Here is a 25,419-nt window from a genome sequence, read left to right on the forward strand (position 1 = left end):
TGCCGCGGTCCTGGCGACGGCGTCGCCGGCATTGTCCAATGCGCAGCAGGACGATTTCGCACCCGCCTGCCGGGCCGTCAGCAACGATCTGCCAAAGGACGAGAAAGGCCGCGTGGTCTGCGCCGATATTGCCGCGCTGGAACAGACGCTGGTCTATAACCGCTTCGGCTCGTTCAACCCCTTTGGCATGATCTTCGCGCTGAACCGCGACATCGCGCCATTGCCGCCGGCGCCGCAGGCCGATGGCGTCGTCGATCTGGACCTGACCGAGCCGCTGAGCGGCGCGCAATGCGGCGCGCTGACGGGCACCGAGACGCGCGGCGCCGACAGCGCGCTTTCAGCCGGGGACGTGCGGCTGCGCGACTGCAAGCGGCCGCGCCCGATGGTTTTGCGCGCCAATGTCGGCGATACGCTGGTCGTGCATGTCAGGAACCTGCTGACCCCTGCCACCCCGATACGGCAGGCCCCGGACTTCTCGGGCGATGTCTGCCAGCGCAAGACCCCGACCGCCGATCATGGCCGCGAAAGCGTGCAGCGCGAGCTGGCGCGCGGGGACGCCGCCCTGCGCCGCCATGCCGAGGTCGATTGCGACCCCGCGACCAGCCAGGACGCCAGCATCGATCCCGATGCGCCGAACTGGCCCAGCACACGGATGGTGAATTTCGTGGTCCAGGGGCTGACTCCGCTGGCCATGCCCGGCACGAGCGCCCCCGACCCCGCCTGTTTCGGCACCGGGGCGGTGGCGCCGGACGCCGATTTCTATTGCCGCTACCGCATCGAGCAAGAGGGCACCTATTTCTTTGCCTCGCTGGCCGCGCCGGCCGGGGGCGAGGGCAATGGCGGCTCGCTGGTGCATGGCCTGTTCGGCGCGGTCATGGCCGAGCGGCGCGGCGCGCGCTGGTATCGCAGTCAGGTCAGCAGCGCGGCGCTGGATGCGGTCTGGCCGGCCGAAGGCGAGATGCCGGACCGCATCCGTGCTGCCTCGCCCGATTACGAGGGCGTGGATGCGGCGGGCACGCCGATCCTGAACATGGCCCGGCCGCTGATCGACGCCGATGCCGATGCCAAGGCCGCGCAGGCGGCATTCGCGGATGCCAGGCTGCTTGAACTGGTCCATTCCGACCTGAACGCGATCATCTATTGCGACCCCAGCATGACCGGCGCCAATTGCACGCCGCAAACCGAGGAACAGAAACATGGCGGCATCACCACCGAGGCGCAATATGGCGCCTTCCGCGAATTCTCGGTGTTCTTCCATGACGAGCTGAAGACGTTCTATACCAAGAATTTCCGCGAACTTGGCCAGCTTGGGCAGCTTGCCGGGGTCAAGGACGGGTTCGCGATCAATTACGGCGCCTCGGGGATGGGATCGCTTCTGCTGGCCAATCGCAAGGGCATCGGGCCGGCCGACGATTGCATGGAATGTCTTTACGAAGAGTTCTTCCTGACCTCATGGGCGAATGGCGATCCGGCGCTGCTGGAATGGTATCCGGACGATCCCTCGAACGTGCATCATTCCTATCTGAACGACCCGGTGGTGTTTCGCAACTTCCATGCCGGCCCCAAGGAAACCCATGTCTTCCACCTGCATGCCCATCAATGGTTCGCCGGCAACGACCCCAATCGCGGCTCGTATCTGGACAGCCAGACGGTCGCGCCGCAGCAGGGCTTTACCTATAACATCTATCACGGCGGCCAGCGCGGGCCGGATGGCAAGGGCAAGGGCGGCTGGTGGGACAGCCAGGGCTCGGGGAACCGCAACCGCACGGTGGGGGATTCGATCTTTCACTGCCATCTCTACCCGCATTTCGCGCAAGGCATGTGGGCGCTGTGGCGCGTCCATGACGTGCTCGAGGACGGAACCCGGCTGTTGCCGGACGGCCAGTCCCATGCCGGGCTTTCGACCGAATTCACCCCGGCCACGCTGCGCCCCGACCGGCGCGCGGGCAGCATCGACCGCCTGACCGGGTTGTGGCATGGCGAGCAGCAGGGGACGCCGATCCCGGCGCTGGTCCCCCTGCCCGGAGAGCCGCTGCCGCTGGCCCCGACCTATGCCAAGGCCGCCGATCTGACCGCGGACGGCACGGCGCTGAAACCCGAGGCGGCAACGCCGATGCCGGGCTATCCGTTCTATATCGCCGCCGAGCCGGGCCACCGCCCGCCGCAGGCACCGCTGGACATCGCCCGCAATCTGGGGGCGCCGGCTGCGAACAGCGATGCCGTGGACGATCGCGCCCCCGCAGCCGTCAGCGGTGCCTTTGCCGCGGCCGGGGAATGGCTGGATGGCGGCTTGAACCGGCATGTCATCACCACCGGCTCGCGGCGCGCATTCGGCATCGACCTGCCCAAAGCCGTCCTTGACAGCACCAAATTCGAGGCGCTGAGCGACGACAAGCAGGTCTTCCTGATGCGGCAGGTCATCGCCAAGGCCTTTGCGCTTGGCGATCTGAGCGGCCATCTGACCACATCCGTCATCACCCGGCTGGACCCCTATGGCGAACGGCTGGAACGCGCCGCCATGGGCTATCACCATAACGGCAAGCTCTATCGCCCCGATGCCGGGGCGGGCGATCTGCGGCTGCAACAGGCCGATGGCACCGAGGTCGCCGGCTTTGCCGAGGGCGGTTACGCGACCACGCTGGCCGGAACCCCGACACCTGCGCCCGACTCCGAAACCGCATCGGAACCCGCGCGCGAGGCGGTGTTCTACGTCAATGGCGCGGCGCCGCGCCCAGGCGCGCCCTTTGCCGATCCTTGCGGGCGCTGGCAGGACGATCCGGCGACCACGCCCGGCCCCGATCCGTTGACGCCATGGCTGGAAACGCCGCTGATCCGCGACGACCGCGTGGCCGGGTTCCGGCGCTATGAGGCCTCGGCGGTGCAGCTCGACATGATCGTGAACCGCGCCGGCTGGCATGACCCGCAGGCGCGCATCAATGTGCTGAGCTTTGACTCCGACCGCTTCAAGACCGGGCCGGGGCTGATCTCGCCGCTGATCAGCGACAGCGAGGAGCCGTTCTTTTTCCGTGCGCTTTCGGGCGAATGCATCGAATTCCGCCATACCAATGAACTGCCCAAGGAACTCGAGCTGGACGATTTTCAGGTCCGGACGCCGACCGACACCATCGGCCAGCATATCCATCTGGTGAAATTCGACGTCACCGCCTCGGACGGGTCGGGGAATGGCTGGAACTATGAGGACGGCACCTTCGCCCCCGACGAGATCGCCACCCGCATCTGCACCGAAAAGGGGGCAAAGGATGCGCGCTGCACGACGCCGGCCTATAAGGAACATCGCATCTGGCGCGAAAAGCGTAGCGAACATCCGGAATGGTTCCAGACCACGACCCAGCGCTGGTTCGCCGACCCGATCCTGTCGCTGGATGAAAACGGCGATGCCATCGACCGCACCATGCGCACCGTCTTCACCCATGACCATTTCGGCCCCAGCTCGATCCAGCAGCACGGCTTTTATGCCGCGCTGGTGATCGAGCCGCCGGCGCGCTACTCGGTCGATCTGGCGAAGCCCGCCATCTGCAACGACATGAAGGCCAAGGCAGCGGACACGCCGGCGCAAAACTGCGTCACCCCCCTGCCCAAGGCTCAGGCCCCGCACGCAGTCGCCTGGGGCAGCGATCTGTGGCAGGGCACGCGCAAGCTGATCCGCATCGCCGCCGAGGATCCCTATCACCCCGATTATCGCGAATTCGCCCTGTCCATCGCCGATTTCGCGCTGCTTTACGATCCGCGCGACCGCGAGGATCCGGCCGCCTTCGCCAGGGCCATGGCGGATACGACCGGCGCGGCCGCAACGCGGATCGGAGCGCTTGACGGCATGGCAAAGCTATATTGCGAGGCCCGCTATCGCCTGAGCCCCTTCAACATGCGCGATGTCTGCGGCACCGCGGAAAGCCGCGACCCGCGACGCGGCAGCTTCTTCTATCCGCTGCCGCCGCCGGCCTGGCTGGCGGGCGGCGCGCATCGCGACGACATGCACCACCTCAGCCATTACGCGGGCGATCTGCTGTCCCCGCCGGGCGAGGTCCGCGCGTTGCGCCGGCATCTCGTGAGCTATCGCCAGAGGGCGGCGGGGGGGGATGGCACCGGCGCGATGGCCAGGCCGGTTGCCGCGCCCGAGCGGCCCGAGTCGATCTCGGTCGATCATCACGACCCCTATCTGGTGAATTATCGCGGCGCGCCGATCCCGTTGCGCATCGCCGACAAGGATGGCGATGGGGTCCTGTCGGGGAATTGCGCGCCGATGGCGATGAACGCGCCGGGCGATCATGGCGACAGCGATCTGGTCACCGCGCTGGCCAAGGGCAGCTTCCAGCCCTGCTCGCGCAGCCATCAGATTGCCGGGGCCTGGGGCGACATGGCAGGGGCGCTGCATTCCGGCCTGCATGGCGACCCGGAAACACCGCTGCTCGAAGCCTATGAGGGCGAAAGGCTGGTCCTGCGGATGATCCAGGGCGCGCAGGAAGTCCAGCACACGTTCACGCTGACCGGCCAACCCTTCAAGCGCAATATCGATCAGGCCTTTGCGCAGGGCATGATGCCGCTGGACATGACGGGCGCGGCCTCGCTGCAAAACCTGTGCGAACAGCGCGCGGAACTGCGGCGCGCGCATCCGGGGAAATACATCGAATGGCGCGACACCGCGCCCATGGACCGCGACACCTGGCCCGACAAGGATCATTGGCGGGCCTATGAGGCCGCGCTGGCGCAATGCGACAATATCGAAGGCTTCATGTTCGCGCAGGAAATCGGCATCTCGGAACATTTCGAGATGCAGGGCAGCCTGCGCGCCGACACCGCCGGCAGCATCGAGTCGGTCACCGGCGGCAATGTCACCTATGCCGCTGACGCATCTGACGGCCTGCCCGCGGATGTGCAGCGCGACTCGTCGGATTACCTTTATCACTTCGGCAGCGTGGACGCGCTGTGGAACGGCGCCTGGGGGTTGATCCGGATCTACAAGGACGGCGCCGCCCCCGACCCCAAGACGGTCGCGGCCTTCAATCCGGGCTGGACGGCCGCCGAGCGCGGCGCCGAGCAGAGGATCGACGCGCGCCTGCTGAGGCTGGACAGCAGCGCGGCCGAGACGGCAGGCTCGGCGGCACTTGCGGCCGAGACATTCTCGGGCACTGGCCGGACCTGCCCGATCCCGGCCGGGGACGGCCCCGAACAGCGCATCGTCGAAGCCGTCATCGTCGCGGTCGAGACCCGGCGCGTCTTTGACCCGCGCGGAACGGTCTATGGCGCGGGGGTTTCCGACCCGGACGGGCTGATGCTGGCGCTGATGGCGCCGGACCAGCTGGGGGTTCCCGACATCTCGGATACGAATGCCTTCCGCGCGCTTTCGGCCGCGACGGTCATCGACCGGGTCCGCACCGCCTATGGCGACACGCAGCCCGAGCCCTTCGTGCTGCGCGTCCGCGCCGGGGATTGCCTGCGGCTGCGGGTGCTGAACCTGCTGGGCGAGACGGAGCGGGGCATGCGCGATGTGCTGGGTGACGCGCTCTTGCCAAAGATCGTGCCGCTGAATGCCGATCCGATCCCGCATTTCGACGACGACCTGCACCGGATCGAATTGCAGCGCCTGCCCGACAGCGCGGCCCCTCACGGGCTGCGGCCCTCGACGGGGCTGGCGATCAGCTTCGGTCTGCCGGGGCTGGACCTGATCCGCACCGTCCCGGCGGGCTTTGGCTATAACCCCAAGGCCATCGCGGGCGGCCATGGCGGGGTCGAGCCGGGACCGCTGCTGAGCAGCTATGCCGGACGCTCGCGCCTTGACCTGAAAGGCGACCGCAACGAGAAGGCCACGAAAATCGTCATGATCGCGACGCCCCTGCTGAATGCCATGCTGCCCGAAATGCTCGACCGGCATTTCGGCGCGCGCAGCGATGGCGCGGCCCCGCGGGTCGATTTGCGGCTGGTGCCGCTTTTCGACGTCGGCCCCGGCGACGGCATCGCGCAGGTGCTCGATCAGGAATATGCGCTGAACATCACCGTCACCGGCAAGCCGCGGGTCAGGCTGCAGCGTGACCCGGCGGTGCTGGCGCCGGTGATCGAGGCGCTTTGCCGCGTGCAGGATTGTCCGGCCACGACCGGGCGGAACAGTGACGCCGCCCTTGACGAGCTGGCCGCCGATCTGGCGGCGCTGAGCCGGCTTGCGCTGCTGCAGGCGGTGGACAGGCGGACGCATTGGATCCCCTATGCCTTTGGCGCGGTCCCGGTCAAGCCGACCGCAGACGTGATCTCGCAGGTGCCGCATGGTCTGTTTGGCGCCATCGACGTGGTGCCGGTGACCTGGGAACCCGCCGAACCCGAGGGCAAGACCGGCCTCGCCTGCGACAAGGAGCCGGTCGAAAACTACCGGCGCTGCTCGGCTTACCATGTTCCGGGACGCGGCGCGGGTCAGGGCATGCGCTATACCGCCAAGGCCAGCCCCGACGCGGTGGAAACCATGCGCATCCGCGAATTCGTGCTGTTCTATCAGGATGGGCTGAACCATTGGGACGACGCCATGAAGCTGGATACGGTCTGGGCCGATACCGGCCGCATCGCCACCGACCCCGATCTGGGTCCGGTGCGCGCGGTTCCCGACTGCGCGGTCTGCGACGACAGCTATGATCGCGGCGAGGCCGCCGTCAGCCAGCATTCGCCCGCCTTCTACCGGATGCTGCGCGGCGGAAATCCCGACAGCGGCATCGAGGCCAATTCCAACCTGAACGCCCATGTCTTCGCCAGTGACTATGTCCTCTCGGCTGCTGGCCAGCCCCGGCTTCCGGCCTGCGCGGGCGAACAGATCGTCATTCGCGTGGTCCATCCCGGCGGGCGGGCGCGACAGCGCTCCTTTGCCATGAACGGCTATTCCTATGACGAGCTGTTCCCCGGCTTCGGCTTTCCGCGCTCGGCGCTGCTGGCGCCGGGTAAGGCGATCACCGCCTGGCTGCGCCCCGAGGCAAAGCCCGGCACCACGGTCTGGCATGACGGGCCGACGCATCTGCGCGCCGCCGGCACCTGGGGGCTGATCGATGTGGCCAAACCCGGAGACCCGCAATGCGCCGTGCCCTGACCCTGGCGGCGGCACTTGCGGCACTGACTGCCCCGCCCTGCGCCGCCGACGAGCTGAAACCGGCGCTGACCGCCACGACCGAATTCCTGTCGCTGGACGGCCAGCCGGTCCCGAGCATCGCGCCGCATATGCCGGTGCAGATCCGCGTCAGCATCGCCAACGGTCTTGGCGGCGGCACCCCTGCGGGGCTGAAGCTTTTCGGCTGGCTCAGGCGCATCGACGCGGACGACCTGCCCTGCGGGCAGGCGGCCGAGGCCTTCATGCGCACCGGGCGCCTGCCGAATGGCACGATGTTTCTGAACGATCCGGTGATCGGCGTGGTGACCGAGGATGGCGCATTTGCCGTCAGCGACCCGGATTTCTCGCTGGCAAGCGCCAATATCCTGGGTGCGGTGACGCTGGAATCGCGCGTCGCGGCGCTGCGCGGCGATGCGTTCGGGCGGCGCTTCCTGCTGGTTTTGCCCGATGCGGGGCAGGTGCGGATGATCGGCGCCGCTGGGCATGATCTGGGCGCGATCGACGGGCTGGAGCACCCGCGCGATGTCAGCGGTGCCGGGAATGGCGCGGTGATCGTTCTGGAGGGGAGCGGCGCGCTGCTGCATGTCGCGGCGGATGGCGCGCGGCGCAGGATTGCCGAGGGGGTTGGCGCGATCCGCCCCTCGGGCAATGCGGATTGGCTGGTCGCATTGCAGCCGGAAACGGGGGCGGATAGCGGCCGCGCGGTGCTGATCGACACTGGCAAGGGGGTGCAGAGCCAGGAATTCGCCGCGCCCGACCTGCGCGATGCCACCATTCTTGAACAGGGCGGCACCCCCTTCGGCATTGCCCTGCTGACCGGCGCGGGCATCGCGATCCAGTATCTGGACGCGCCCGAACTCGTCCAGCTTATCCCCCTGCCGGCACGGGTCGCGCGCCTTGCCGCCGCGCCGGGCGGCCGGGTGGCGCTGGCCTGGTCGCCCCGCGGCGGACCGGCGCATGTGATCGATGTGGCGCGGGGGCGGCTCGTGCGCTCGGTCAAGGCCAACTCCCCCATTTCTGAGGTCGCCTTCTCGCAGCGCTCGGCCTTTCTGATGCTTGCCAGCCAGACCCATGTCGGCGCGCTTGGTCTGGATGCCATCGCCCGGGGCGAGGCCGCCGATTTCCGCGAGATCCTGATCGGCAGCGCCGCACAGGCACCCCGGGCGGGCCGGCAGTTGCTGGCGCCGCTCTGGCCGCTGGACGGGATGCTGGCGGTCCATGCAGAGAGCTATCAGGGCTATCGGATCATGGAAAGCTCGACCATGGGCGATGCGCCGGCGATGACCGCGACACCGCTGCGCGGCGGCATTCCGCGGCTGGTCGCCACGCTTGACCGCAGCTTTCGCGAAGGCCCCGAGGGGGTGTTTCAGACCGTCGCCAGCCTGCCCGGTCCCGGCCGGTTCGAGCTGGTGGCGACGACCGGGCTTGGCGCACTGAGCTTTTGCACCGAACTGCCGGTGGCCCTGCCGCAAGGCCCCGAGGCCGCCCCCGTCGGACGGCTGGCCATCCGCCCCGAGGGCGAGGCGATCCGGCTGGCGCTGACCGATGCCGGCGGCCATCCGCGCGCGGGGCTGGTCGGGCGCGTCACCTTCAGCGCGCTGACCGGCAGCTGGCGCGCGCATGCCGATCTGCGGACTGGGGCGGATGGGGTCTCGGATCTGGCTTTCGCCCTGCCGCCGCTGGATGCGGTGCTGATCCAGATCGATGCCGGCAACGAGGTCTTTGCGCCGCTGCTCTGGGAGAGGGATCCATGAACCCGACCGTCACCGCCCTGCTGATCCTTGCACTGGGCGCCCTGCCCGCCCTGTCCCATGACGGCGCGCACAAGCCCGCGCCCCGCGCCGCCCGCGTCATCAGCGGCGAGGAGCCGCTGGCGATCCCGAATTTCCCGGTGGCGCTGGCGGGCGGCACGCGCGGGGGCTTGCGCGATCTGCTGCCCGAGACGGCGCCGGTCATCATCGGCTTTACCTATACCAATTGCCAGTCGCTTTGCGGCATCACCAATGCGACGCTCTTGTGGGTCGACGGGGCGCTGGCCGAGGACGGGCTGGACGGCGCGCGCATCGTCACCATCTCGATCGACCCCGTGCATGACACGCCCGAGCAACTGGACCTGACCCGGCACGAGATCGGCGCCAGCGCGCGCTGGCTCTGGGTCACCGGCGGGTCGCAGGGCACGCAGCCGCTTCTGGACGCGCTGCGCTTTCCGCCCGGCCCGGTCGAGGATCACGACCCGGTCTATCTGGTCGGCCGGCCCTGCGCCGGCAGCTTTACCCGCATCGTCGGCCTGCCCGACCCGGATGCGCTTTATGCCCTTGCCGCGAACCTGCCGGAATGCGCGGGCTAATCCCGGCCCTGCTGCTGGCGGCCCTGCCGGTGGCCGCAGACGAGGGGCCGGGCGCGGCGCTTTACCTGCGCGGCACCGGCGCCGAGGCGCGGCTGATGGGCGGCAAGCTGCGCGTCCCGGCGACGCGCTTTCCCTGTGCCGGTTGCCACGGTCAGGACGCGCGCGGCAGCCGTGAGGGCGCGACCATCTTTCCCGCCATCGACTGGCCCGGCCTGACCGCGCCCGACCGCCCCGGCGGCGCCTATGACCGGGCGGGCTTCCTGCACGCCGTGACCGATGGCGTCGCCCCGGACGGGCGCGAACTGGATCCGGCCATGCCGCGCTATGTCGCGGATGAGGCTGTGCTCGGGGCACTGATCGCCTTCCTGCAAGGGATCGGCGCGGCCCAGCAACGCGGCATCACGCCCGGCGCGCTGCGCGTCAGTGCCGCGCCGGGCACGCCGGCGCAAGTCGGGCTTGAGGCCGCAGCAAAGGCCTTCAACGCGCGCGGCGGGGCCTTTGGCCGGCGGATCGAGATCGTGACCCAGGGCGACATGGCCTTCGACGCGGACGAACTGGCCGAATTGCTGGAGCCGCGCCTCGCGCAGCTTGACATGCCCGAAATCGCGGACCTGCCCGCCGAAAGCCGGCGCGCCTATCTGCACGGGCTGATGCTGGGCGAGGCGCTGATCGCCTGCGGGCGCAGGCTGACCCGCGCCTGTCTGGAAACCACGCTGCCCAAGCTGGACCCCGCGCGGCTGCCGCGCGAGGGAATGCCGCCCTAGCCGTGCGTCACCGGATCGACCAGCACCCGATGGCCCGGCGCCACCTCATGATAGACCGAGGGGAGCGCGGCATAATCCACCGGAAAGATCGGCGAGGGGATCGGGCGGAACCGCAGATCCTCGGAGATCTTTTTCTGGCGCGGATCGGCCACCGGCACGGCGGACATCAACTGGCGCGTATAGCTGTGCTGGGGGTTTTCGAACACCTGCCGGCGGCTGCCGATTTCGACGATCCGGCCCAGATACATGACCGCGACCTGATGGCTGACGCGTTCCACCACCGCCATGTCATGGCTGATGAACAGCATGGCGATGCCCAGCTCGCGCTGCAGCTCCATCAGCAGGTTCAGCACCTGCGCCTGCACCGAGACATCCAGCGCCGAGACCGCCTCGTCGGCGACGACAAGGCGCGGGTTCAGCGCAAGGGCGCGGGCAATGGCGATGCGCTGGCGCTGGCCGCCCGACATTTCATGCGGATAGCGGCGCATGAAGCTGCGCGGCAGCTCGACCCGGTCGAACAGCCCGGCGATGCGGGATTCGCGTTCGGCGCGGGTGCCGATGCCGTAATTCAGCATCGGTTCCTCGATCTGGTCGTAAAGCCGCATATGCGGGTCAAGGCTGGCAAAGGGGTCCTGAAAGATCATCTGCATGTTGCGCCGGGCGCGGCGCAATTCGCCCGGCCCCATGGCGATGATGTCCTGTCCGGCCAGTTGCACCTGACCCGAGGTCGGCTCGACCAGCCGCAGGACCGAGCGGCCCGCCGTGGTCTTGCCCGAACCGGATTCGCCGACCAGCGACAGGGTTTCGCCGGCATTCAGCGTGAATGAGACATCCTCGACCGCATGGACCTGCGCCACGGTGCGGCGCAAAAGCCCGCCCTTGACCGGAAAGCGGGTGCAAAGATGACGGACCTCCAGCAGCGGCTCGGGTTTGCGGGCGGCGACGGGTTCCGGGGCCGCCGCCTCGCCCGCGCGCATCAGGCGCATGGGTTCGGGGGCGTCGCGGCCGGTCATCTCGCCCAGTCGCGGCACGGCGGCCAGCAGCGCCTTGGTGTAATCCTGCTGCGGACGTTCGAATATCTCGGTGACCGGGCCTTCCTCGACCTTGTTGCCACGGAACATGACGACGACGCGGTCGGCCATCTGCGCCACCACCGCCATGTCATGGGTGATGAACATCACCGCCATGCCGTTTTCGCGCTTGAGCCGGTCGATCAGCGCCAGAATCTCGGCCTGGATGGTCACATCCAGCGCGGTCGTCGGCTCGTCGCAGATCAGAAGGCGCGGCCGGCAGGCCATGGCCATGGCGATGACGACGCGCTGGCGCATGCCGCCCGACAGCTCATGCGGATATTGCTCCAGTCGGCGTTCGGGTTCGGGGATGCGCACCTCGCGCAGCAGTTCCAGCGCGCGGGCGCGGGCCTCGGCGCGGGTCAGGCCGCGATGGGTGATCAGCCCCTCGGAAAGCTGGTCGCCGATGGTGAAGACCGGGTTCAGCGCCGTCATCGGTTCCTGAAAGATCATCGCGATCTCATTGCCGCGGATGCCCTGCATGGTGCGGCCGTCTTCCCGGGCGATGTCGATCCTTTCGCCATCCTCGCGCTGGAAAAGCAGCTTGCCCTTGGTGATCTCGCCGCCGCCGAACTCGACCAGCCGCATCAGCGAGAGCGAGCTGACCGATTTCCCCGAGCCGCTTTCGCCCACCACGCAGACGCATTCGCCCGGGCGGATGTCGAATGACAGCTCGTTGACGCCGGTCACCGGGCCGTCATGGGTCTGAAACTCGACCCGCAATTTCTCGATAGAGACCAGCGGCTCTGTGTCCAGCATCGGCCATCCCCTGTCGAAAGCACTGGCCGACAGGCTAGCCCGGCGCCACGACATTGCAACCGGAAAGCGCCGGCAACTTGTTTCTTGCAATTCGCCGGAAACCCGTCTGAAACTCGGGGGCAGTTTTCACGGGCGGAGATACCGCCGACACGGCAATAACCGAGAGGTTCCACAGCAAGCCCGGCCCATAAGGCCCCTGCCCGCGAATCACGGAACCCTTCCAACAGGAGTTAATGATGAAACTGAAAACGCTGATGATGGGCGCGGTGGCGACCCTTGCCATGGCCCCGGCGGCATTTGCCGAGCGCGGCGCCGACGGGCAGGTGAATGTCATCCTGTGGCAGGCGCCCTCGACCATGAACCCGTATCTGTCCTCGGGGACCAAGGACATCATCGCCGCCAGCATGTCGCTTGAGCCGCTGGCCAATTTCGACCCGACCGGCAAGGTGGTGGCCCGGCTGGCCGCCGAGGTGCCCTCGCTGGAAAACGGCGGCATCGCCGAGGACCTGAAATCGGTGACCTGGAAATTGCAGCCGGGGCTGAAATGGTCGGATGGCAGCGCGCTGACCGCCGCAGACGTGGTCTTCACCGCCAATTACTGCATGGACCCCAAGGGCGGCTGCGCGCAGCTGGCGAAATTCGAGGGCATCGAAAAGGTCGAGGCAGTGGACGACCTGACCGTCAAGGTCAGCTTCGCCGCGCCGCGCCCCGATCCCTTTTCGGCCTTTGTGGGCGGCCAGTCGCCGATCCTGCAAAAGGCGCAGTTCGAGAAATGCATCGGCGAGGCCGCGCCGACCTGCACCGAGCAGAATTTCGGCCCGATCGGCACCGGCCCCTTCAAGGTGGTCGAGTTCCGCACCAATGACGTCATCAGCTATGCCGCGAATGGCGAATATCGCGACCCGGCCAAGCCCGCATTCGCCACGCTGACCATCAAGGGCGGCGGCGATGCGGCGGCGGCGGCGCGCTCGGTTCTGGAAACCGGCGAATTCGACTATGCTTGGAACACCCAGCTTGCCCCCGATGTCATTCAGGGTATGGAGGCCAAGGGGCTGGGCAAGCTGTCGGTGGCCTTTGGCACGCTGGTCGAGCGCATGGTCGTCAACCTGAGCGACCCTTCGGTTGACCTGCCCGAGGGCGAGCGTTCGACCATCAAGCATCCGCACCCGATCCTGTCGGACGCCAAGGTGCGCAAGGCGCTGTCCATCGCCATCGACCGCCAGCTTCTGGCCGAGGTCGGCTACGGCCAGGCCGGCAAACCCACCTGCAACGTGGTGCCCGCGCCCGAGGCCTGGGCCTCGGACAACACCGCCTGCCTGACACAGGACATGGACGGCGCGCGCAAGCTGCTGGACGAGGCGGGCTGGGTGCCCGGCTCGGACGGCATCCGCGAAAAGGACGGCAAGCGGCTGAAGCTGGTCTTCCAGACCTCGGTCAACGCGGTGCGGCAGGACTTTCAGGCGCTGATCAAGCAATGGTGGCAGGAAATCGGCGTCGAGACGGAACTCAAGACCATCGACGGCTCGGTCTTCTTTGGCTCTGACGCGGGCTCGCCCGACACGCTGCAGCGTTTCTATGCCGATATCGAGATGTATGCGAACTTCTTCGAGGGCAACAATGCCGAGCCCTATCTGGCCAAGAACACCTGCGACAAGGCACCGGGGCCGGACAACCAGTGGCAGGGCGAAAACACCAGCCGCTATTGCGACCCGGAATATGACAAGCTGGTGGGGGAACTCGGCGCCATCGTCGACCCGGTCGAGCGCGGCGCCATGGGCAAGCGCATGAACGACATGGTGACCAAGGACAGCGACGCGATCATCCCGCTGATCTATCGCGGCACCGCCTCGGCCCATGCCAACAGCCTTGGCGGCGTCCAGCTGAACGCATGGGACACCGAGCTGTGGAACGTGGCCGACTGGCATCGCGTGAAGTAACGACACTGGCCGGGCCGGTCCCCCATGCGGGGCCGGCCCGGTTTTCTCTTGCACCGGGAAAAGACTGCCATGACCCTTGGACCGACCGCCTCGGCGCTGGCACTGGCCGCGCTGCCTTTGACCGCCCTGACCGCCCCCGCCCTTGCCGAACGCGGCGCGGATGGCGAATTGCGCGTGCTTTACTGGCAGGCGCCGACGGTCCTGAACCCCTATCTTTCGACCGGGGCCAAAGATGTCGATCCGGCCTCGATGGTGATCGAGCCCTTGGCGCAGGTCGCCCCCGATGGCAGCCTGACCCCGGTTCTGGCGGCCGAGATCCCCAGCCTTGAAAACGGCGGCATCGCGGCCGATTACAGCGCGGTCACATGGAAGCTGAAGCCCGGCCTGTTGTGGTCCGATGGCAGCCCGGTCACCGCCGAGGACGTGAAATTCACCGCCGAATATTGCATGGACCCGGCCTTTGGCTGTGCGGTCCTGCAGGAATTCGAGGGCATTACCGGCGCCGAGGTGCTGGACGCGCAGACGGTGCGGCTGAATTTCGACGCGCCCCGTTTTGCCCCCTTGCAGGCCTTTGTCGGCGGCCGCACCCCGATCCTGCAAAAGGCGCAATTCGCCGCCTGCAAGGGCGCGGCGGGGGTCAGCTGCACGGCGCAGAATTTCGGCCCGCTTGGCACCGGCCCCTATAAGGTCGCGGATTTCCGCCCCGGCGATGTCGCCCAGTTCGAGCTGAACCCGAATTACCGCGACGCCGCGAAACCCGCCTTCGCGCGGGTGACCGTCAAGGGCGGCGGCGATGCCATGGCCGCGGCCCGCGCCGTGCTGGAAAGCGCCGAATATGATTTCGCCTGGAACCTGCAACTGCCGCCCGAAGCCGTCTCGGCGATGGAGGCCGCAGGCAAGGGCCGCGTGGTCGCGAGCTTTGGCTCGATGGTCGAGCGGATCGACCTGAACCAGACGAACCCCTCGCCTGAACTGCCCGAGGGCGAGCGTTCGACCGTCAAGCATCCGCATCCCTTCCTGACCGATCCGGCGGTGCGCAAGGCGCTGTCCATGGCCATCGACCGCCAGATCATCGCCGAGCTGGCCTATGGCCCCGCCGGCAAGGCCACCTGCACCATCCTGCCCATGCCCGAGGCCTATGCCCCCGAAGCCCCGGCCTGCCTGACCCAGGATCTGGAGGGGGCGCGCGCCCTGCTGGATCAGGCCGGCTGGGTTCCGGGGCCGGATGGCATCCGCGCCAAGGACGGCACCCGGCTGGCGCTGCTGTTCCAGACCACGGTGAACCCGGTGCGTCAGGACGAACAGGCGCTGGTCAAGCAATGGTGGTCGGAAATCGGCGTCGAGACGGAACTCAAGGCCGTGGACGGCGCCTCGTTCTTTGGCGCGGATCCGGGCAATCCCGACACCCAGACCAAGTTCTATGCCGATGTCGAAATGTATACCGACGCCTATTACCTGCCCGACCCGGCATCATTCCTGAGCAAGTTCACCTGCGACCGCATCCCGACCCCCGAAACGCAATGGCAGGGCAACAATACGCCGCGTTTCTGCGACGCGGGCTATGATGCCGGCATCACCGAACTGCATGCCACCGGGGATCTGGCGCAGCGCCAGCAGTTTGCCAGAAAGCTGGATGCGCAGTTGGTCGGGGACGGCAATTATGCGCTGCCGCTGATCCATCGCGGCATGGTCTCGGCCCATGTGAACACGCTTTCGGGCATCGTCCCGAATGGCTGGGAGGGGCAGTTGTGGAACGTCGCCGACTGGAGCCGCGTGAAATGATGCGACCAAGGATACCGGAGGCCCCATGCTGACATTCGCCCTGCGCCGGATCCTGCTGGCGATTCCGACGCTTTTGTTCATCTCGCTGGTGATCTTCCTGCTGCTTGAGGCATCGCCGGGCGACCCCCTGGGCGAGGTGCCCCTGACCGTCCCCCCCGAGGTCAAGGAACGCATGCGCGAGGCGCTGGGGCTGGGGCAGGCCTGGTATATCCGCTATGTCCTGTGGCTGAAGCAGTTCTTCTGGGTCGAGCCGCTTTACTGGTGCGACCAGATTTTCGGCACCTCGTTCAGCGCCGGCCAGCAGCGCATCATCAGCTTTCAGTCGCGCAGCCCGGTTTTCGACGTGATCGCCCAGCGCCTGCCGCAGACGCTGACCGTCGTCGGCATGTCCTATCTGCTGGGGGTGCTGATCGCGATCCCGATCGGGATCATCTCGGCCTATCGGCAATACAGCTGGTTCGACCAGATCGGCACCTTCGTGTCGATGGTCGGGTTTTCGCTGCCGACCTTCTTTACCGGGGTGGTGTTCATCATCATCTTCGGGATCAAGCTGCAATGGTTCCCGTCGATCTATGACACCACGCTGCGGGTCACCGACTGGGACAGCTTTGTCATGCAGGTGCGCCAGATGGTGATGCCGGTCACTGTGCTGGCGCTTTACAACGCTGCGCAGATCAGCCGCTTCATGCGCGCCTCGATGCTGGACAACCTGCGCCAGGACTATGTGCGCACCGCCCGCGCCAAGGGCCTGTCGGAGCGTACGGTGGTGCTGAAGCACGTCCTGCGCAACTCGCTGATCCCGGTGGTCACCGTGATCGCGCTGGGGCTGCCGGTGGTCTTTGGCGGCGCGCTGATCACCGAGCAGGTCTTCAAGGTGAACGGCATCGGCCAGCTGCTGATCCTTGCGATCCATGCCAATGACATTCCCATGGTGATGACCCTGACCTTCATCTTTGCCATCCTGATCGTCAGCTTCACGCTGATCGCCGACCTGCTTTACGGCGTGCTTGACCCGAGGATCCGCTATGACTGAACCCAGCGATCTGTTGGTCGAGGAAACCGCCTCGAATGCCGCGGCCCCCGGCGCCGAAGCACTGCCGCCCGCAAATCCGGTCGAGGCCGGCGCCCCTGCCCGCAGCCAGTGGCGCGATGTCTGGCGGCAGTTTCGCAGCCATCGCGGCGCCATGGTGGCGCTGGTGCTGTTTGTCAGCATCATCCTGTTCGTCGCCATCGGGCCATGGCTCTGGACCATCGATCCGACCTTTGTCGATTACCGCGCCCGCAATCAGGGCTTCAGCATGGCCCATCCCCTGGGCACCGACCAGCTGGGCCGGGACATGCTGGCGCGGATGATGACGGGGGGGCGGGTCTCGATCGCGGTGGGGCTGGTCGCGATGTCGATCGCGCTGACGCTGGGCAGCCTGATCGGGGTCGTCTCGGGCTATTTCAAGCGGCTGGACGCGCCGCTGATGCGGCTGACCGAGCTGTTTCTGGCGCTGCCGCTGCTGCCCTTGCTGTTGCTGATGGTGACGCTGTTTCGCGAGCCTCTGGGCCAGAAGCTGGGGCCGGCGGGCGGGACCTTTCTGCTGATCGTCTCGGCCATCGGCGTGACCTCGTGGATGCAGACGGCGCGGATCGTCAGGGGCGATGTTCTGGGCCTGAAAGAGCGCGAGTTCATTCTGGCGGCGAAATCCATCGGCACGCCCGCGCCGCGCATGATCCTGCGTCATGTGCTGCCCAATGTGATCTCGCCGATCATGGTGGCGGCGACGCTGGGGATCGCGACAGCGATCATCACCGAAAGCGCGCTGTCCTTTCTCGGGCTGGGGTTTCCGCCGGATTTCCCGACCTGGGGACGGTTGCTGTTCGATGCGGTGGACCAGATGCAGCAATATCCGTGGCGGGTGATCCTGCCGGGCGCGTTCATTTCGCTGACGGTTCTGTCGGTGAACTATATCGGCGACGGGCTGCGGGACGCGATGGATCCCCGCATTCGCGGGCGGTGATTGCGTCACCGCCGCATGGATATTTGAGTGAAGAAGAAAGTGGTTCAGAGCGCGCGGGCGAGTGTCACCAGATGCGCGCGGGGCAGGATCAGCAGCATCGGTCCCTCGGTCTGCAAAAGGACCGGGCCGGTCGCTGCGTTCGAGGTGCCGATGCGGGCATCGGGTGCAAAATCGAGGCCGTCGATGGGCCATTTCAGGCCCTGCGCATAGCCGCTGGCCGGGCCCATCGGGAACAGCGAGAGCCTTGTGCCCGGGGGCAGGTCAAGGGCGATCTCGGGCGGGCAGAGGGTGATGATGTCCTCGGCCGCGATCAGGATGCAGGGCGGGCCGATCCGGCGCGACAGCGTTGAAAGCGCCGCCAGAAAATGGTCGTGGCGGGCGCCGGCAAAGCCCACGGCGATGACCAGGGGCGCGTCGATGCGCGACAGGCATTTCTCGAAATCGGTGCTGTCCTGTTCGGTGACGGGATGCAGGTTTCCGGGCGGGATTTCGGCGCGGGCACGGGCCGAGATGCTGTCGAAATCGCCCCAGACCGCCTGCGGCACCAGCCCGTTCGCCAAGGCCGTGTCGGCCCCGCCATCGGCGGCCGCGACGACCGGCGCCAAGCTCAGCGCCTGCGTCAGATCGTCAGGGTCGAGGGGGGCGCCGCCGATCAGCGTCACCGGCTGGCGACTGGCCAGACGGGTCATTCGGCCTTGCCGATGCCGGAGAATATCTTGCGGAAGGGCAGGATCCAGATGATCCCCAGCCCGACATAGATCACAAATTCCAGCAGTAGCGGCATCCGCCCCCAATGGTCATAGATCAGGCCGGTGATGAACCATGCTGCCGCCAGATACAGCGGCAGGCCCACCAGAAGGATGACCAGCGACCAGCGTTTGCGGGATTTCACATCCATGCTCATCCGAGAATCCTTTTGCGGGGGCGGGTGGTTGTGGCGCGATCGGCCGCGCGGGTAATGCGGGCCTGCCATCCGGGCAGGCCGCGTTCCGCCCCGCCACGGCGGATGGGGCCGAAATAATGCAGCCGGATCGGCGAAAAGCCCACGAAGCCCAGCACCTGCCGGCGATAGCGCCAGCCCAGCGGGTCGAAATAGGCCAGCCGCAGATAGGCGGGCGGCGTGTCCATGCTCACCAGAAGATCCGCCGAGCGTCCCGCCAGCAGCCGGTCCCACCACGGGTCCCGGTCGTGATAGCGAAACGCGCGCCGGGGCAGCAAGGCCCGGTCCCAGAAGCCCTTGAGCCCCGCCGGCTCCGCCCCCCACCACAGCGGGAAGGCAAGAACCAGATGGTCGCATGCCTCGATCAGGTCCAGGGCCCGCGCCAGATCGGGTTCCAGCGGCGGAATATCGACATAGCCGCGGGCAAGGTCCGGATCGAAATCCAGATCGCGGATGGCGATGCGGTCCAGCGTGGTGCCGACGGGCAGCGCTTGCTGATAGAGGTCCAGAAGATGCCCCGACAGCCTTTCGGCATCGGGATGGCCATCGATCAGCAGGAAACGCCGCCCCATCCCCCTAGTCCGCGAAGGGGTCGGTCACGAGGATGGTGTCGTCACGCTCGGGCGAGGTTGACAGCAGCGCGACCGGGCACTGGATCAGTTCCTCGATGCGGCGGACATATTTGATCGCCTCGGCAGGCAGGTCGGCCCAGCTGCGCGCGCCGGCGGTCGATTCCTGCCAGCCCGGCATTTCCTCATAGATCGGCTTGACCTTGGCTTGCAGCGCCGCCGCCGTGGGCAGGTGGTCGTAAAGCACGCCGTCGATTTCATAGCCGGTGCAGATTTTCAGCGTCTTGAAGCCGTCCAGCACGTCCAGCTTGGTCAGCGCAATGCCGTTCACGCCGGAAATCGCACAGGTCTGGCGCACCAGCACCGCATCGAACCAGCCGCAGCGGCGCTTGCGGCCGGTGACGGTGCCGAATTCATGGCCACGTTCGCCCAGACGCTGGCCGTCCTCGTCGAAGAGTTCGCTGGGGAAGGGGCCTTCGCCGACGCGGGTCGTATAGGCCTTGACGATGCCAAGGACGAAGCCGATGGCCGAGGGGCCCATGCCGGTGCCGGTCGCGGCCATCCCCGACATGGTGGTCGAGCTGGTGACATAGGGATAGGTGCCGAAGTCGATGTCCAGCAGGCTGCCCTGCGCGCCCTCGAACAGGATGCGTTTGCCGGCCTTGCGGTAATCGTTCATCACCTTCCAGACGGGCTGGGCGTATTGCAGAAGCTTCGGCGCGATCTCCAGAAGCTTCGCGCGCAGCTCGGCCCGGTCGATGGGGGCGGCGCCAAGGCCCTGACGCAGCGCGTCGTGATGGGCCAGCAGGCGGTCAAGACGCGAATCCAGCGTCTCCTCGTCGCCCAGATCGGCGACGCGGATGGTGCGGCGGCCGACCTTGTCCTCATAGGCGGGGCCGATGCCGCGCCCGGTGGTGCCGATTTTCGAGGCACCCGCGGCCTCTTCGCGCAGCCGGTCCAGATCCTGATGCAGCGGCAGAATCAGCGGCGTGTTTTCCGCGATCATCAGGTTCTCGGGGCTGATTTCGACGCCCTGCCCGGCGAGCTTGTCGATTTCGGAAAACAGCGCCCAGGGGTCCAGCACGACGCCATTGCCGATGACCGCCATCTTGCCCTTGCGCACGATGCCCGAGGGCAGCAGCGACAGCTTGTAGACCTGATTGCCGATGACCAGCGTGTGGCCGGCGTTATGACCTCCCTGAAAGCGCGCGATCACATCGGCGCGCTCGCTGAGCCAGTCCACGATCTTGCCCTTGCCTTCGTCGCCCCATTGCGCGCCGACGACCACCACATTGGCCATATTGGTTCCCTTCCCGCGGTCATGAATGCCGCAAACGGTATAATGGCCCAAGCCCTTGGGGGAAAGCGCATTCGGTCACGCCCGCGAAATGCGCAGGGCGCCCGGAATTTGGGCAGATGCGGGATGGCTGACGTTTTGGCGGGGCCATGGCTTGCGGGTGGCGCGGCGCTTTGCCGATGCTGCCGGTAAAGAGGACCCTATGCTGCACCAGACCATTCCCGCCGAACTGCCCCGCGCCCAAGGCCGCATCCGCGCCGATTTCGGGCTGGCGGGAGGCGTCACGCGGCGGCTGCGGCTGTTCCAGTCCGGCAGCGCCAAGGCGATGCTGCCCCCCGCCCCGGGCTGCGAGATGGTGCTTTTGAACACCTCGGGCGGGCTGACCGGCGGCGACCGGATGAAGATCACGGTCACGCAAGACCCCGGAACGGCGCTGGTGGTGACGACCCAGACCGCCGAGCGCGCCTATCGCTCGACCAGCGGGCGGGCGCGGGTCTCGGCGCGGTTTCAGGTCGGCGCGGGCGGGCATCTGGACCTGCTGCCGCAGGAAACCATCCTGTTTGACCGCGCCGCACTACATCGCGAACAGGACATCGCGCTGGAGGGCGACGCCACCTGCCTGTGGGTCGAGACGCTGATCCTGGGCCGCGCCGCCATGGGCGAGGTCGTCCGGCACCTGGACCTGAGCGAGCGCCGCCGCATCACCCGCGACGGGCGGCCCATATTCGTCGAGAACCTGAGGCTGGACGATGCCGCGTTGAACGGGCGCGACCGTCCCGCGACACTTGCGGGGGCGCGCGCCCTTGCCACGCTGGTGCTGGTGGCGCCGGACGCCGCCGACCGGCTGGCGCCCGCCCGTGCGGCGCTGGGAAATCTGGGCGCGGCCAGCGCCTTTGACGGCAAGCTGGTGGCGCGGCTGATGGCGGATGACGGCTGGCCCTTGCGGCAGGCGCTGATGCGGCTGATCCGGGCCATCCGCCCCGGCCCCCTGCCCCGCGTCTGGCAGATCTGAACGAATGAGGATGCAATGAACCTGAGCCCGCGTGAAAAGGACAAGCTGCTGATCTCGGTCGCGGCCATGGTGGCCCGCGCCCGGCTGGCGCGCGGCGTCAGGCTGAACCACCCCGAGGCCATCGCGCTGATTTCCGATTTCGTGGTCGAGGGCGCCCGCGACGGCCGCAGCGTCGCCGATCTGATGGAGGCCGGCGCCCATGTCATCACCCGCGACCAATGCATGTCCGGCATCCCCGAGATGATCCATGCCGTGCAGGTCGAGGCCACCTTCCCGGACGGCACCAAGCTGGTCACCGTCCATGATCCCATCCGCTGAAAGGTCCCCATGAAACGCCAGATGACACGCCTGATCCCGCTTGTGCTGCTGCCCGGCGCGGTCCTTGCCCATCCCGGCCATGACATTGCCCCCACGCCCGAGGGGCTGCATCACGCCGCAAGTCACGCCGATCATCTGGGCATCATTCTGGGGGCCGCCGCCGGGGCGCTGGTCCTGCTGACGCTGACCATCGTCCTGCGCCATCGCCGCCGGGCGCGGCCATGATCCCCGGCGAAATCTTTCCGGCGGATGGGGACATCACCCTGAACGCGGAGCGCGCGGCGATCACGCTGATGGTCGCCAATACCGGCGACCGCCCGGTTCAGGTCGGCAGCCATTACCACTTCGCCGAGACCAATCCGGGGCTGGATTTCGACCGCGCTGCGGCACGGGGCATGCGTCTGGATATCGCCTCGGGCACCGCCATGCGGTTCGAGCCGGGCCAGCGGCGCGAGGTGCGGCTGATCCCCTATCAGGGGGCACGAAAAGTCTTTGGCTTCAACGGCAAGGTCATGGGAGCATTGGACCGGCCGGACCCCTCCGGCGCAACAGGAGATCAACCATGTGCAATGCCTGCCTGATCGAAAGCGTCAAACACTCCATGCTGAGCCGCCGCCAGCTTTTCGCGGGGGCCGCCGCGACCGGCGCCGCCGCCGTCGCCATGGGTGCGCTGAGCGCGCGGCCGGCGCTTGCGCAGGCACAGGGCAAGGTCCTCGACCTGACCCATGTGCTGGACGAGAAATTCCCGACCTTCGACGGCGCGCCCGGCATCGCCTATGAAGAGGCGGTGAATTTCGACACTTCCGGCTATCAGCTGTGGAAGCTGACCATATTCGAACATTCCGGCACCCATATCGACGCGCCGCTGCATTTTTCCAAGGATGGCGCCTCGGTCGCGGAACTGGCGCCGGAATCGCTGATCTGTCCGCTTTGCGTCATCGACATCAGCGCCAAGGCCAAAGACGATGCCAATGCCATGCTGGAGGCCAGCGACGTCGAGGCCTGGATCAGCGCCCATGGCGAGATCCCGGCAGGCGCTTGCGTCGCGATGAATTCGGGCTGGGGCGCCAAGGTTGGAACCCCCGAATTCCGCAATACGCCGGATGGCAAGTTCGCCTTTCCGGGCTTCGCGAAATCCGCGACCGACCTTTTGGCGGGGATGAATGTCGCGGCCATCGCCAGCGACACGCTGTCCTTGGACCCCGGCAACTCGGCCGATTTCGCCGTGCATTATTCCTGGTTGCCCGGCGGGCGCTATGGCATCGAGAATCTGGCCAATGTGGGTCAACTGCCCGCCACCGGCGCCACGATCTTTGTCGGCGCGCCCAAGCATGCGCGCGGCACCGGCGGCCCGGCCCGCGTCATGGCGGTGATCTGATGGCGACGGTTCCCTTGCTGTCAGACGAGGACGCGGCCCCCGAAAGCCGGGCCGTCTTTGACCGCATCCGCGCCGCCCGCGACACGGATTACGTCAACAATTTCTGGCGCGCGCTGGCCCATGACCCGGCGCTTTTGACGGCGACATGGGACCGGCTGTCGACGGTCATGGCACCCGGCGCGCTGGATCCTCTGGTCAAAGAGCTGGTCTATCTGGCCGTCTCGACCGCGAATGGCTGCGCCTATTGCATCCATTCCCACACGGCAGCCGCGCGCGCCAAGGGCATGACGCCCGCCCAGCATGCCGAATTGCTGGCCGTGATCGCCATGGCCAGCCAGACCAACGCGCTGGCCACCGCCTTGCAAGTGCCCACCGACGACCGCTTTCAGGAGAGTTGAATGCCCCTGACCATCCCGCGCGCCGAATATGCCCAGATGTATGGCCCCACCACCGGGGACCGCATCCGTCTGGGCGACACCGAGATCATCATTCAGGTGGAACGCGACCTGACCACCTATGGCGAAGAGGTGAAATTCGGCGGCGGCAAGGTCATCCGCGACGGCATGGGCCAGTCCCAGATCAGCCGCGCGGGGGGCGCCATGGACACGGTCATCACCAATGCGCTGATCCTTGACCATTCCGGCATCTACAAGGCCGATATCGGGCTGCGCGACGGGCGCATCCATGGCATCGGCAAGGCTGGAAATCCCGACACCCAGCCCGGCGTCACCCTGATCATCGGCCCCGGCACCGAGATCATCGCCGCCGAGGGCCGCATCGTCACCGCCGGCGGCATGGATGCGCATATCCACTTCATCTGCCCCCAGCAGGTCGAGGACGCCATCGCATCCGGCATCACCACCATGCTGGGCGGCGGCACCGGCCCCGCGCATGGTACGCTGGCCACGACCTGCACGCCGGGGCCATGGCATATCGGGCGGATGCTGATGGCGATGGACAGCGTGCCGGTGAACATGCTGATCTCGGCCAAGGGCAATGCCTCGACCCCCGAGGCGCTGGAGGAAATGGTCCGCGCCGGTGCCGCGACGCTGAAGCTGCACGAGGATTGGGGCACCACCCCCGCCGCCATCGCCTGCTGCCTGACGGTCGCCGATGCGATGGATGTGCAGGTGACGATCCATACCGATACGCTGAACGAATCCGGCTTTGTCGAAAACACGCTGGCCGCGATCCGGGGACGCACCATCCACGCCTTTCACACCGAAGGCGCGGGCGGCGGCCATGCCCCCGATATCATCCGGCTGGTCGGCGCAGATCACGTCATCCCCAGCTCCACCAACCCGACGCGGCCCTTTACCGCCAATACGGTCGAGGAGCATCTGGACATGCTGATGGTCTGCCATCACCTTGACCGGCGCGTCCCCGAGGATGTGGCCTTTGCCGAAAGCCGCATCCGCCGCGAGACCATCGCCGCCGAGGATATCCTGCATGACATCGGCGCCTTCTCGGTGATTTCGTCCGACAGTCAGGCCATGGGCCGGGTGGGCGAGGTCATCACCCGCACCTGGCAAACCGCCCACAAGATGAAGGTCCAGCGCGGCCGGCTGGCGGGCGAGACCGGGCCGAACGACAATCTGCGCGCGCGGCGCTATGTCGCCAAATACACGATCAACCCTGCCATCGCACATGGGGTCGCGCATGAGATCGGCTCGATCGAACGGGGCAAGCGCGCCGATCTGGTGATCTGGGACCCGGCGATGTTTGGCGCAAAGCCTGAAATGGTTCTGGTCGGCGGCATGATCGCCTGGGCGCAGATGGGCGACCCGAACGGCTCGATCCCGGTGCAGCCGATCTATATGCGGCCGATGTGGGGGGCAATGGGACGGGCGCGGCAGGCATCAAGCGTGACGTTTCTCAGTCAGGCGGGGCTGGATGCGGGCGCGGGCGACGGGTTGATGAAAACCGCCGTCGCCATCCGCAACACCCGCCATATCGGCAAGGCCGACATGGTGCTGAACAGCACCACGCCCAGGATCGAGGTCGATCCCGAGACCTATGAAGTGCGCGCCGATGGCGAATTGCTGGCCTGCCAACCCGCGACCGAACTGCCTCTGGCGCAACGATATTTCCTGTTTTGACCCCTCACCGCAATGCTGCATTGCAGAAATTGGCATGGAAAT

The 25,419-nt window shown here is 67.1% G+C and carries 20 protein-coding genes; 15 read left to right on the forward strand and 5 right to left on the reverse strand.

Annotated features, from left to right (window positions below; all coding sequences use genetic code 11):
- The first annotated feature begins 31 nt into the window (after positions 1 to 31).
- The 4 genes from DFP89_RS06810 to DFP89_RS06825 are packed head-to-tail and all read left to right on the forward strand — an operon-like array spanning position 32 to position 10,210.
- Positions 32 to 7,081, forward strand: a complete 7,050-nt coding sequence (locus tag DFP89_RS06810) for a cupredoxin domain-containing protein (protein WP_147273281.1) — start codon at positions 32 to 34, stop codon at positions 7,079 to 7,081.
- Positions 7,066 to 8,853, forward strand: a complete 1,788-nt coding sequence (locus DFP89_RS06815) for a hypothetical protein (protein WP_114348672.1) — start codon at positions 7,066 to 7,068, stop codon at positions 8,851 to 8,853. Before DFP89_RS06810 ends, DFP89_RS06815 begins: the two co-directional genes overlap by 16 nt.
- Entirely contained in the window at positions 8,850 to 9,446 is a 597-nt protein-coding gene (locus tag DFP89_RS06820) for an SCO family protein (protein ID WP_114348673.1), read from the forward strand. Before DFP89_RS06815 ends, DFP89_RS06820 begins: the two co-directional genes overlap by 4 nt.
- Complete coding sequence (locus DFP89_RS06825) at positions 9,434 to 10,210, forward strand: hypothetical protein (RefSeq protein WP_114348674.1); 777 nt, start codon at positions 9,434 to 9,436, stop codon at positions 10,208 to 10,210. The genes DFP89_RS06820 and DFP89_RS06825 overlap by 13 nt, the downstream gene beginning before the upstream one ends.
- Here the strand turns inward: DFP89_RS06825 and DFP89_RS06830 are convergent.
- Positions 10,207 to 12,039, reverse strand: coding sequence for an ABC transporter ATP-binding protein (locus DFP89_RS06830; protein ID WP_114348675.1), 1,833 nt, complete (start codon positions 12,037 to 12,039; stop codon positions 10,207 to 10,209). The genes DFP89_RS06825 and DFP89_RS06830 overlap by 4 nt on opposite strands.
- Positions 12,040 to 12,275: 236 nt before the next feature.
- On the opposite strand from DFP89_RS06830, the gene DFP89_RS06835 reads away from it, so the two are divergent.
- The 4 genes from DFP89_RS06835 (at position 12,276) to DFP89_RS06850 (ending at position 17,764) form a co-directional block, all read left to right on the forward strand.
- Entirely contained in the window at positions 12,276 to 13,976 is a 1,701-nt protein-coding gene (locus DFP89_RS06835; protein ID WP_114348676.1) for a peptide ABC transporter substrate-binding protein, read from the forward strand.
- 69 nt (positions 13,977 to 14,045) lie between these two features.
- Entirely contained in the window at positions 14,046 to 15,758 is a 1,713-nt protein-coding gene (locus DFP89_RS06840; protein ID WP_114348677.1) for a peptide ABC transporter substrate-binding protein, read from the forward strand.
- A 25-nt stretch (positions 15,759 to 15,783) separates the two neighbouring features.
- The gene (locus tag DFP89_RS06845) at positions 15,784 to 16,791 is read left to right on the forward strand and encodes an ABC transporter permease (RefSeq protein WP_114348678.1); all 1,008 of its coding nucleotides are present in this window, start codon (positions 15,784 to 15,786) and stop codon (positions 16,789 to 16,791) included.
- Positions 16,784 to 17,764: an ABC transporter permease gene (locus DFP89_RS06850; RefSeq protein WP_114348679.1), complete on the forward strand. Its 981-nt coding sequence runs from the start codon at positions 16,784 to 16,786 to the stop codon at positions 17,762 to 17,764. The genes DFP89_RS06845 and DFP89_RS06850 overlap by 8 nt, the downstream gene beginning before the upstream one ends.
- A 44-nt stretch (positions 17,765 to 17,808) precedes the next feature.
- On the opposite strand, the gene DFP89_RS06855 is transcribed toward DFP89_RS06850, so the two are convergent.
- The 4 genes from DFP89_RS06855 to DFP89_RS06870 are packed head-to-tail and all read right to left on the reverse strand — an operon-like array spanning position 17,809 to position 20,573.
- Entirely contained in the window at positions 17,809 to 18,453 is a 645-nt protein-coding gene (locus tag DFP89_RS06855) for a thiamine diphosphokinase (protein WP_114348680.1), read from the reverse strand.
- Positions 18,450 to 18,668, reverse strand: a complete 219-nt coding sequence (locus tag DFP89_RS06860) for a DUF2842 domain-containing protein (protein ID WP_114348681.1) — start codon at positions 18,666 to 18,668, stop codon at positions 18,450 to 18,452. The genes DFP89_RS06855 and DFP89_RS06860 overlap by 4 nt, the downstream gene beginning before the upstream one ends.
- Positions 18,665 to 19,276: an NAD(P)H-dependent oxidoreductase gene (locus tag DFP89_RS06865; protein WP_114348682.1), complete on the reverse strand. Its 612-nt coding sequence runs from the start codon at positions 19,274 to 19,276 to the stop codon at positions 18,665 to 18,667. Before DFP89_RS06865 ends, DFP89_RS06860 begins: the two co-directional genes overlap by 4 nt.
- Before the next feature lie 4 nt (positions 19,277 to 19,280).
- Positions 19,281 to 20,573 (reverse strand): adenylosuccinate synthase, encoded by a 1,293-nt coding sequence (locus DFP89_RS06870; RefSeq protein ID WP_114348683.1) that lies wholly within the window; start codon positions 20,571 to 20,573, stop codon positions 19,281 to 19,283.
- Positions 20,574 to 20,772: 199 nt separating this feature from the next.
- Between DFP89_RS06870 and DFP89_RS06875 the strand changes: the two genes are divergently transcribed.
- The 7 genes from DFP89_RS06875 to ureC are packed head-to-tail and all read left to right on the forward strand — an operon-like array spanning position 20,773 to position 25,377.
- The gene (locus DFP89_RS06875) at positions 20,773 to 21,582 is read left to right on the forward strand and encodes an urease accessory protein UreD (protein ID WP_114348684.1); all 810 of its coding nucleotides are present in this window, start codon (positions 20,773 to 20,775) and stop codon (positions 21,580 to 21,582) included.
- Positions 21,583 to 21,597: 15 nt separating this feature from the next.
- Positions 21,598 to 21,900 carry an urease subunit gamma gene (locus DFP89_RS06880; protein ID WP_114348685.1) on the forward strand — a complete coding sequence of 101 codons (303 nt, stop codon included), beginning with the start codon at positions 21,598 to 21,600 and terminating at the stop codon, positions 21,898 to 21,900.
- 21 nt (positions 21,901 to 21,921) lie between these two features.
- Entirely contained in the window at positions 21,922 to 22,125 is a 204-nt protein-coding gene (locus tag DFP89_RS06885; protein ID WP_114348686.1) for a hypothetical protein, read from the forward strand.
- Positions 22,122 to 22,481, forward strand: a complete 360-nt coding sequence (locus DFP89_RS06890; protein ID WP_114348687.1) for an urease subunit beta — start codon at positions 22,122 to 22,124, stop codon at positions 22,479 to 22,481. The genes DFP89_RS06885 and DFP89_RS06890 overlap by 4 nt, the downstream gene beginning before the upstream one ends.
- The gene (locus DFP89_RS06895) at positions 22,463 to 23,278 is read left to right on the forward strand and encodes a cyclase family protein (protein ID WP_114348688.1); all 816 of its coding nucleotides are present in this window, start codon (positions 22,463 to 22,465) and stop codon (positions 23,276 to 23,278) included. Before DFP89_RS06890 ends, DFP89_RS06895 begins: the two co-directional genes overlap by 19 nt.
- On the forward strand, positions 23,278 to 23,676 hold the full coding sequence (locus DFP89_RS06900) for a carboxymuconolactone decarboxylase family protein (protein ID WP_114348689.1): 399 nt from the start codon (positions 23,278 to 23,280) through the stop codon (positions 23,674 to 23,676). The genes DFP89_RS06895 and DFP89_RS06900 overlap by 1 nt, the downstream gene beginning before the upstream one ends.
- On the forward strand, positions 23,677 to 25,377 hold the full coding sequence (gene ureC, locus DFP89_RS06905) for an urease subunit alpha (RefSeq protein WP_114348690.1): 1,701 nt from the start codon (positions 23,677 to 23,679) through the stop codon (positions 25,375 to 25,377). It abuts the gene before it with no gap.
- Positions 25,378 to 25,419 lie beyond the last annotated feature (42 nt).

The organism is Paracoccus lutimaris (genome assembly GCF_003337565.1).
Classification (GTDB): domain Bacteria; phylum Pseudomonadota; class Alphaproteobacteria; order Rhodobacterales; family Rhodobacteraceae; genus Paracoccus; species Paracoccus lutimaris.

Excerpts from the sequence above, each read along its gene's own strand:
- DFP89_RS06815 (WP_114348672.1), top strand. The coding sequence starts at position 7,066 with ATGCGCCGTGCCCTGACCCTGGCGGCGGCACTTGCGGCACTGACTGCC.
- DFP89_RS06820 (WP_114348673.1), top strand. The coding sequence starts at position 8,850 with ATGAACCCGACCGTCACCGCCCTGCTGATCCTTGCACTGGGCGCCCTG.
- DFP89_RS06825 (WP_114348674.1), top strand. The coding sequence starts at position 9,434 with ATGCGCGGGCTAATCCCGGCCCTGCTGCTGGCGGCCCTGCCGGTGGCC.
- DFP89_RS06830 (WP_114348675.1), bottom strand. The coding sequence starts at position 12,039 with ATGCTGGACACAGAGCCGCTGGTCTCTATCGAGAAATTGCGGGTCGAG.
- DFP89_RS06835 (WP_114348676.1), top strand. The coding sequence starts at position 12,276 with ATGAAACTGAAAACGCTGATGATGGGCGCGGTGGCGACCCTTGCCATG.
- DFP89_RS06840 (WP_114348677.1), top strand. The coding sequence starts at position 14,046 with ATGACCCTTGGACCGACCGCCTCGGCGCTGGCACTGGCCGCGCTGCCT.
- DFP89_RS06845 (WP_114348678.1), top strand. The coding sequence starts at position 15,784 with ATGCTGACATTCGCCCTGCGCCGGATCCTGCTGGCGATTCCGACGCTT.
- DFP89_RS06850 (WP_114348679.1), top strand. The coding sequence starts at position 16,784 with ATGACTGAACCCAGCGATCTGTTGGTCGAGGAAACCGCCTCGAATGCC.
- DFP89_RS06855 (WP_114348680.1), bottom strand. The coding sequence starts at position 18,453 with ATGACCCGTCTGGCCAGTCGCCAGCCGGTGACGCTGATCGGCGGCGCC.
- DFP89_RS06860 (WP_114348681.1), bottom strand. The coding sequence starts at position 18,668 with ATGAGCATGGATGTGAAATCCCGCAAACGCTGGTCGCTGGTCATCCTT.
- DFP89_RS06865 (WP_114348682.1), bottom strand. The coding sequence starts at position 19,276 with ATGGGGCGGCGTTTCCTGCTGATCGATGGCCATCCCGATGCCGAAAGG.
- DFP89_RS06870 (WP_114348683.1), bottom strand. The coding sequence starts at position 20,573 with ATGGCCAATGTGGTGGTCGTCGGCGCGCAATGGGGCGACGAAGGCAAG.
- DFP89_RS06875 (WP_114348684.1), top strand. The coding sequence starts at position 20,773 with ATGCTGCACCAGACCATTCCCGCCGAACTGCCCCGCGCCCAAGGCCGC.
- DFP89_RS06880 (WP_114348685.1), top strand. The coding sequence starts at position 21,598 with ATGAACCTGAGCCCGCGTGAAAAGGACAAGCTGCTGATCTCGGTCGCG.
- DFP89_RS06885 (WP_114348686.1), top strand. The coding sequence starts at position 21,922 with ATGACACGCCTGATCCCGCTTGTGCTGCTGCCCGGCGCGGTCCTTGCC.
- DFP89_RS06890 (WP_114348687.1), top strand. The coding sequence starts at position 22,122 with ATGATCCCCGGCGAAATCTTTCCGGCGGATGGGGACATCACCCTGAAC.
- DFP89_RS06895 (WP_114348688.1), top strand. The coding sequence starts at position 22,463 with ATGTGCAATGCCTGCCTGATCGAAAGCGTCAAACACTCCATGCTGAGC.
- DFP89_RS06900 (WP_114348689.1), top strand. The coding sequence starts at position 23,278 with ATGGCGACGGTTCCCTTGCTGTCAGACGAGGACGCGGCCCCCGAAAGC.
- ureC (WP_114348690.1), top strand. The coding sequence starts at position 23,677 with ATGCCCCTGACCATCCCGCGCGCCGAATATGCCCAGATGTATGGCCCC.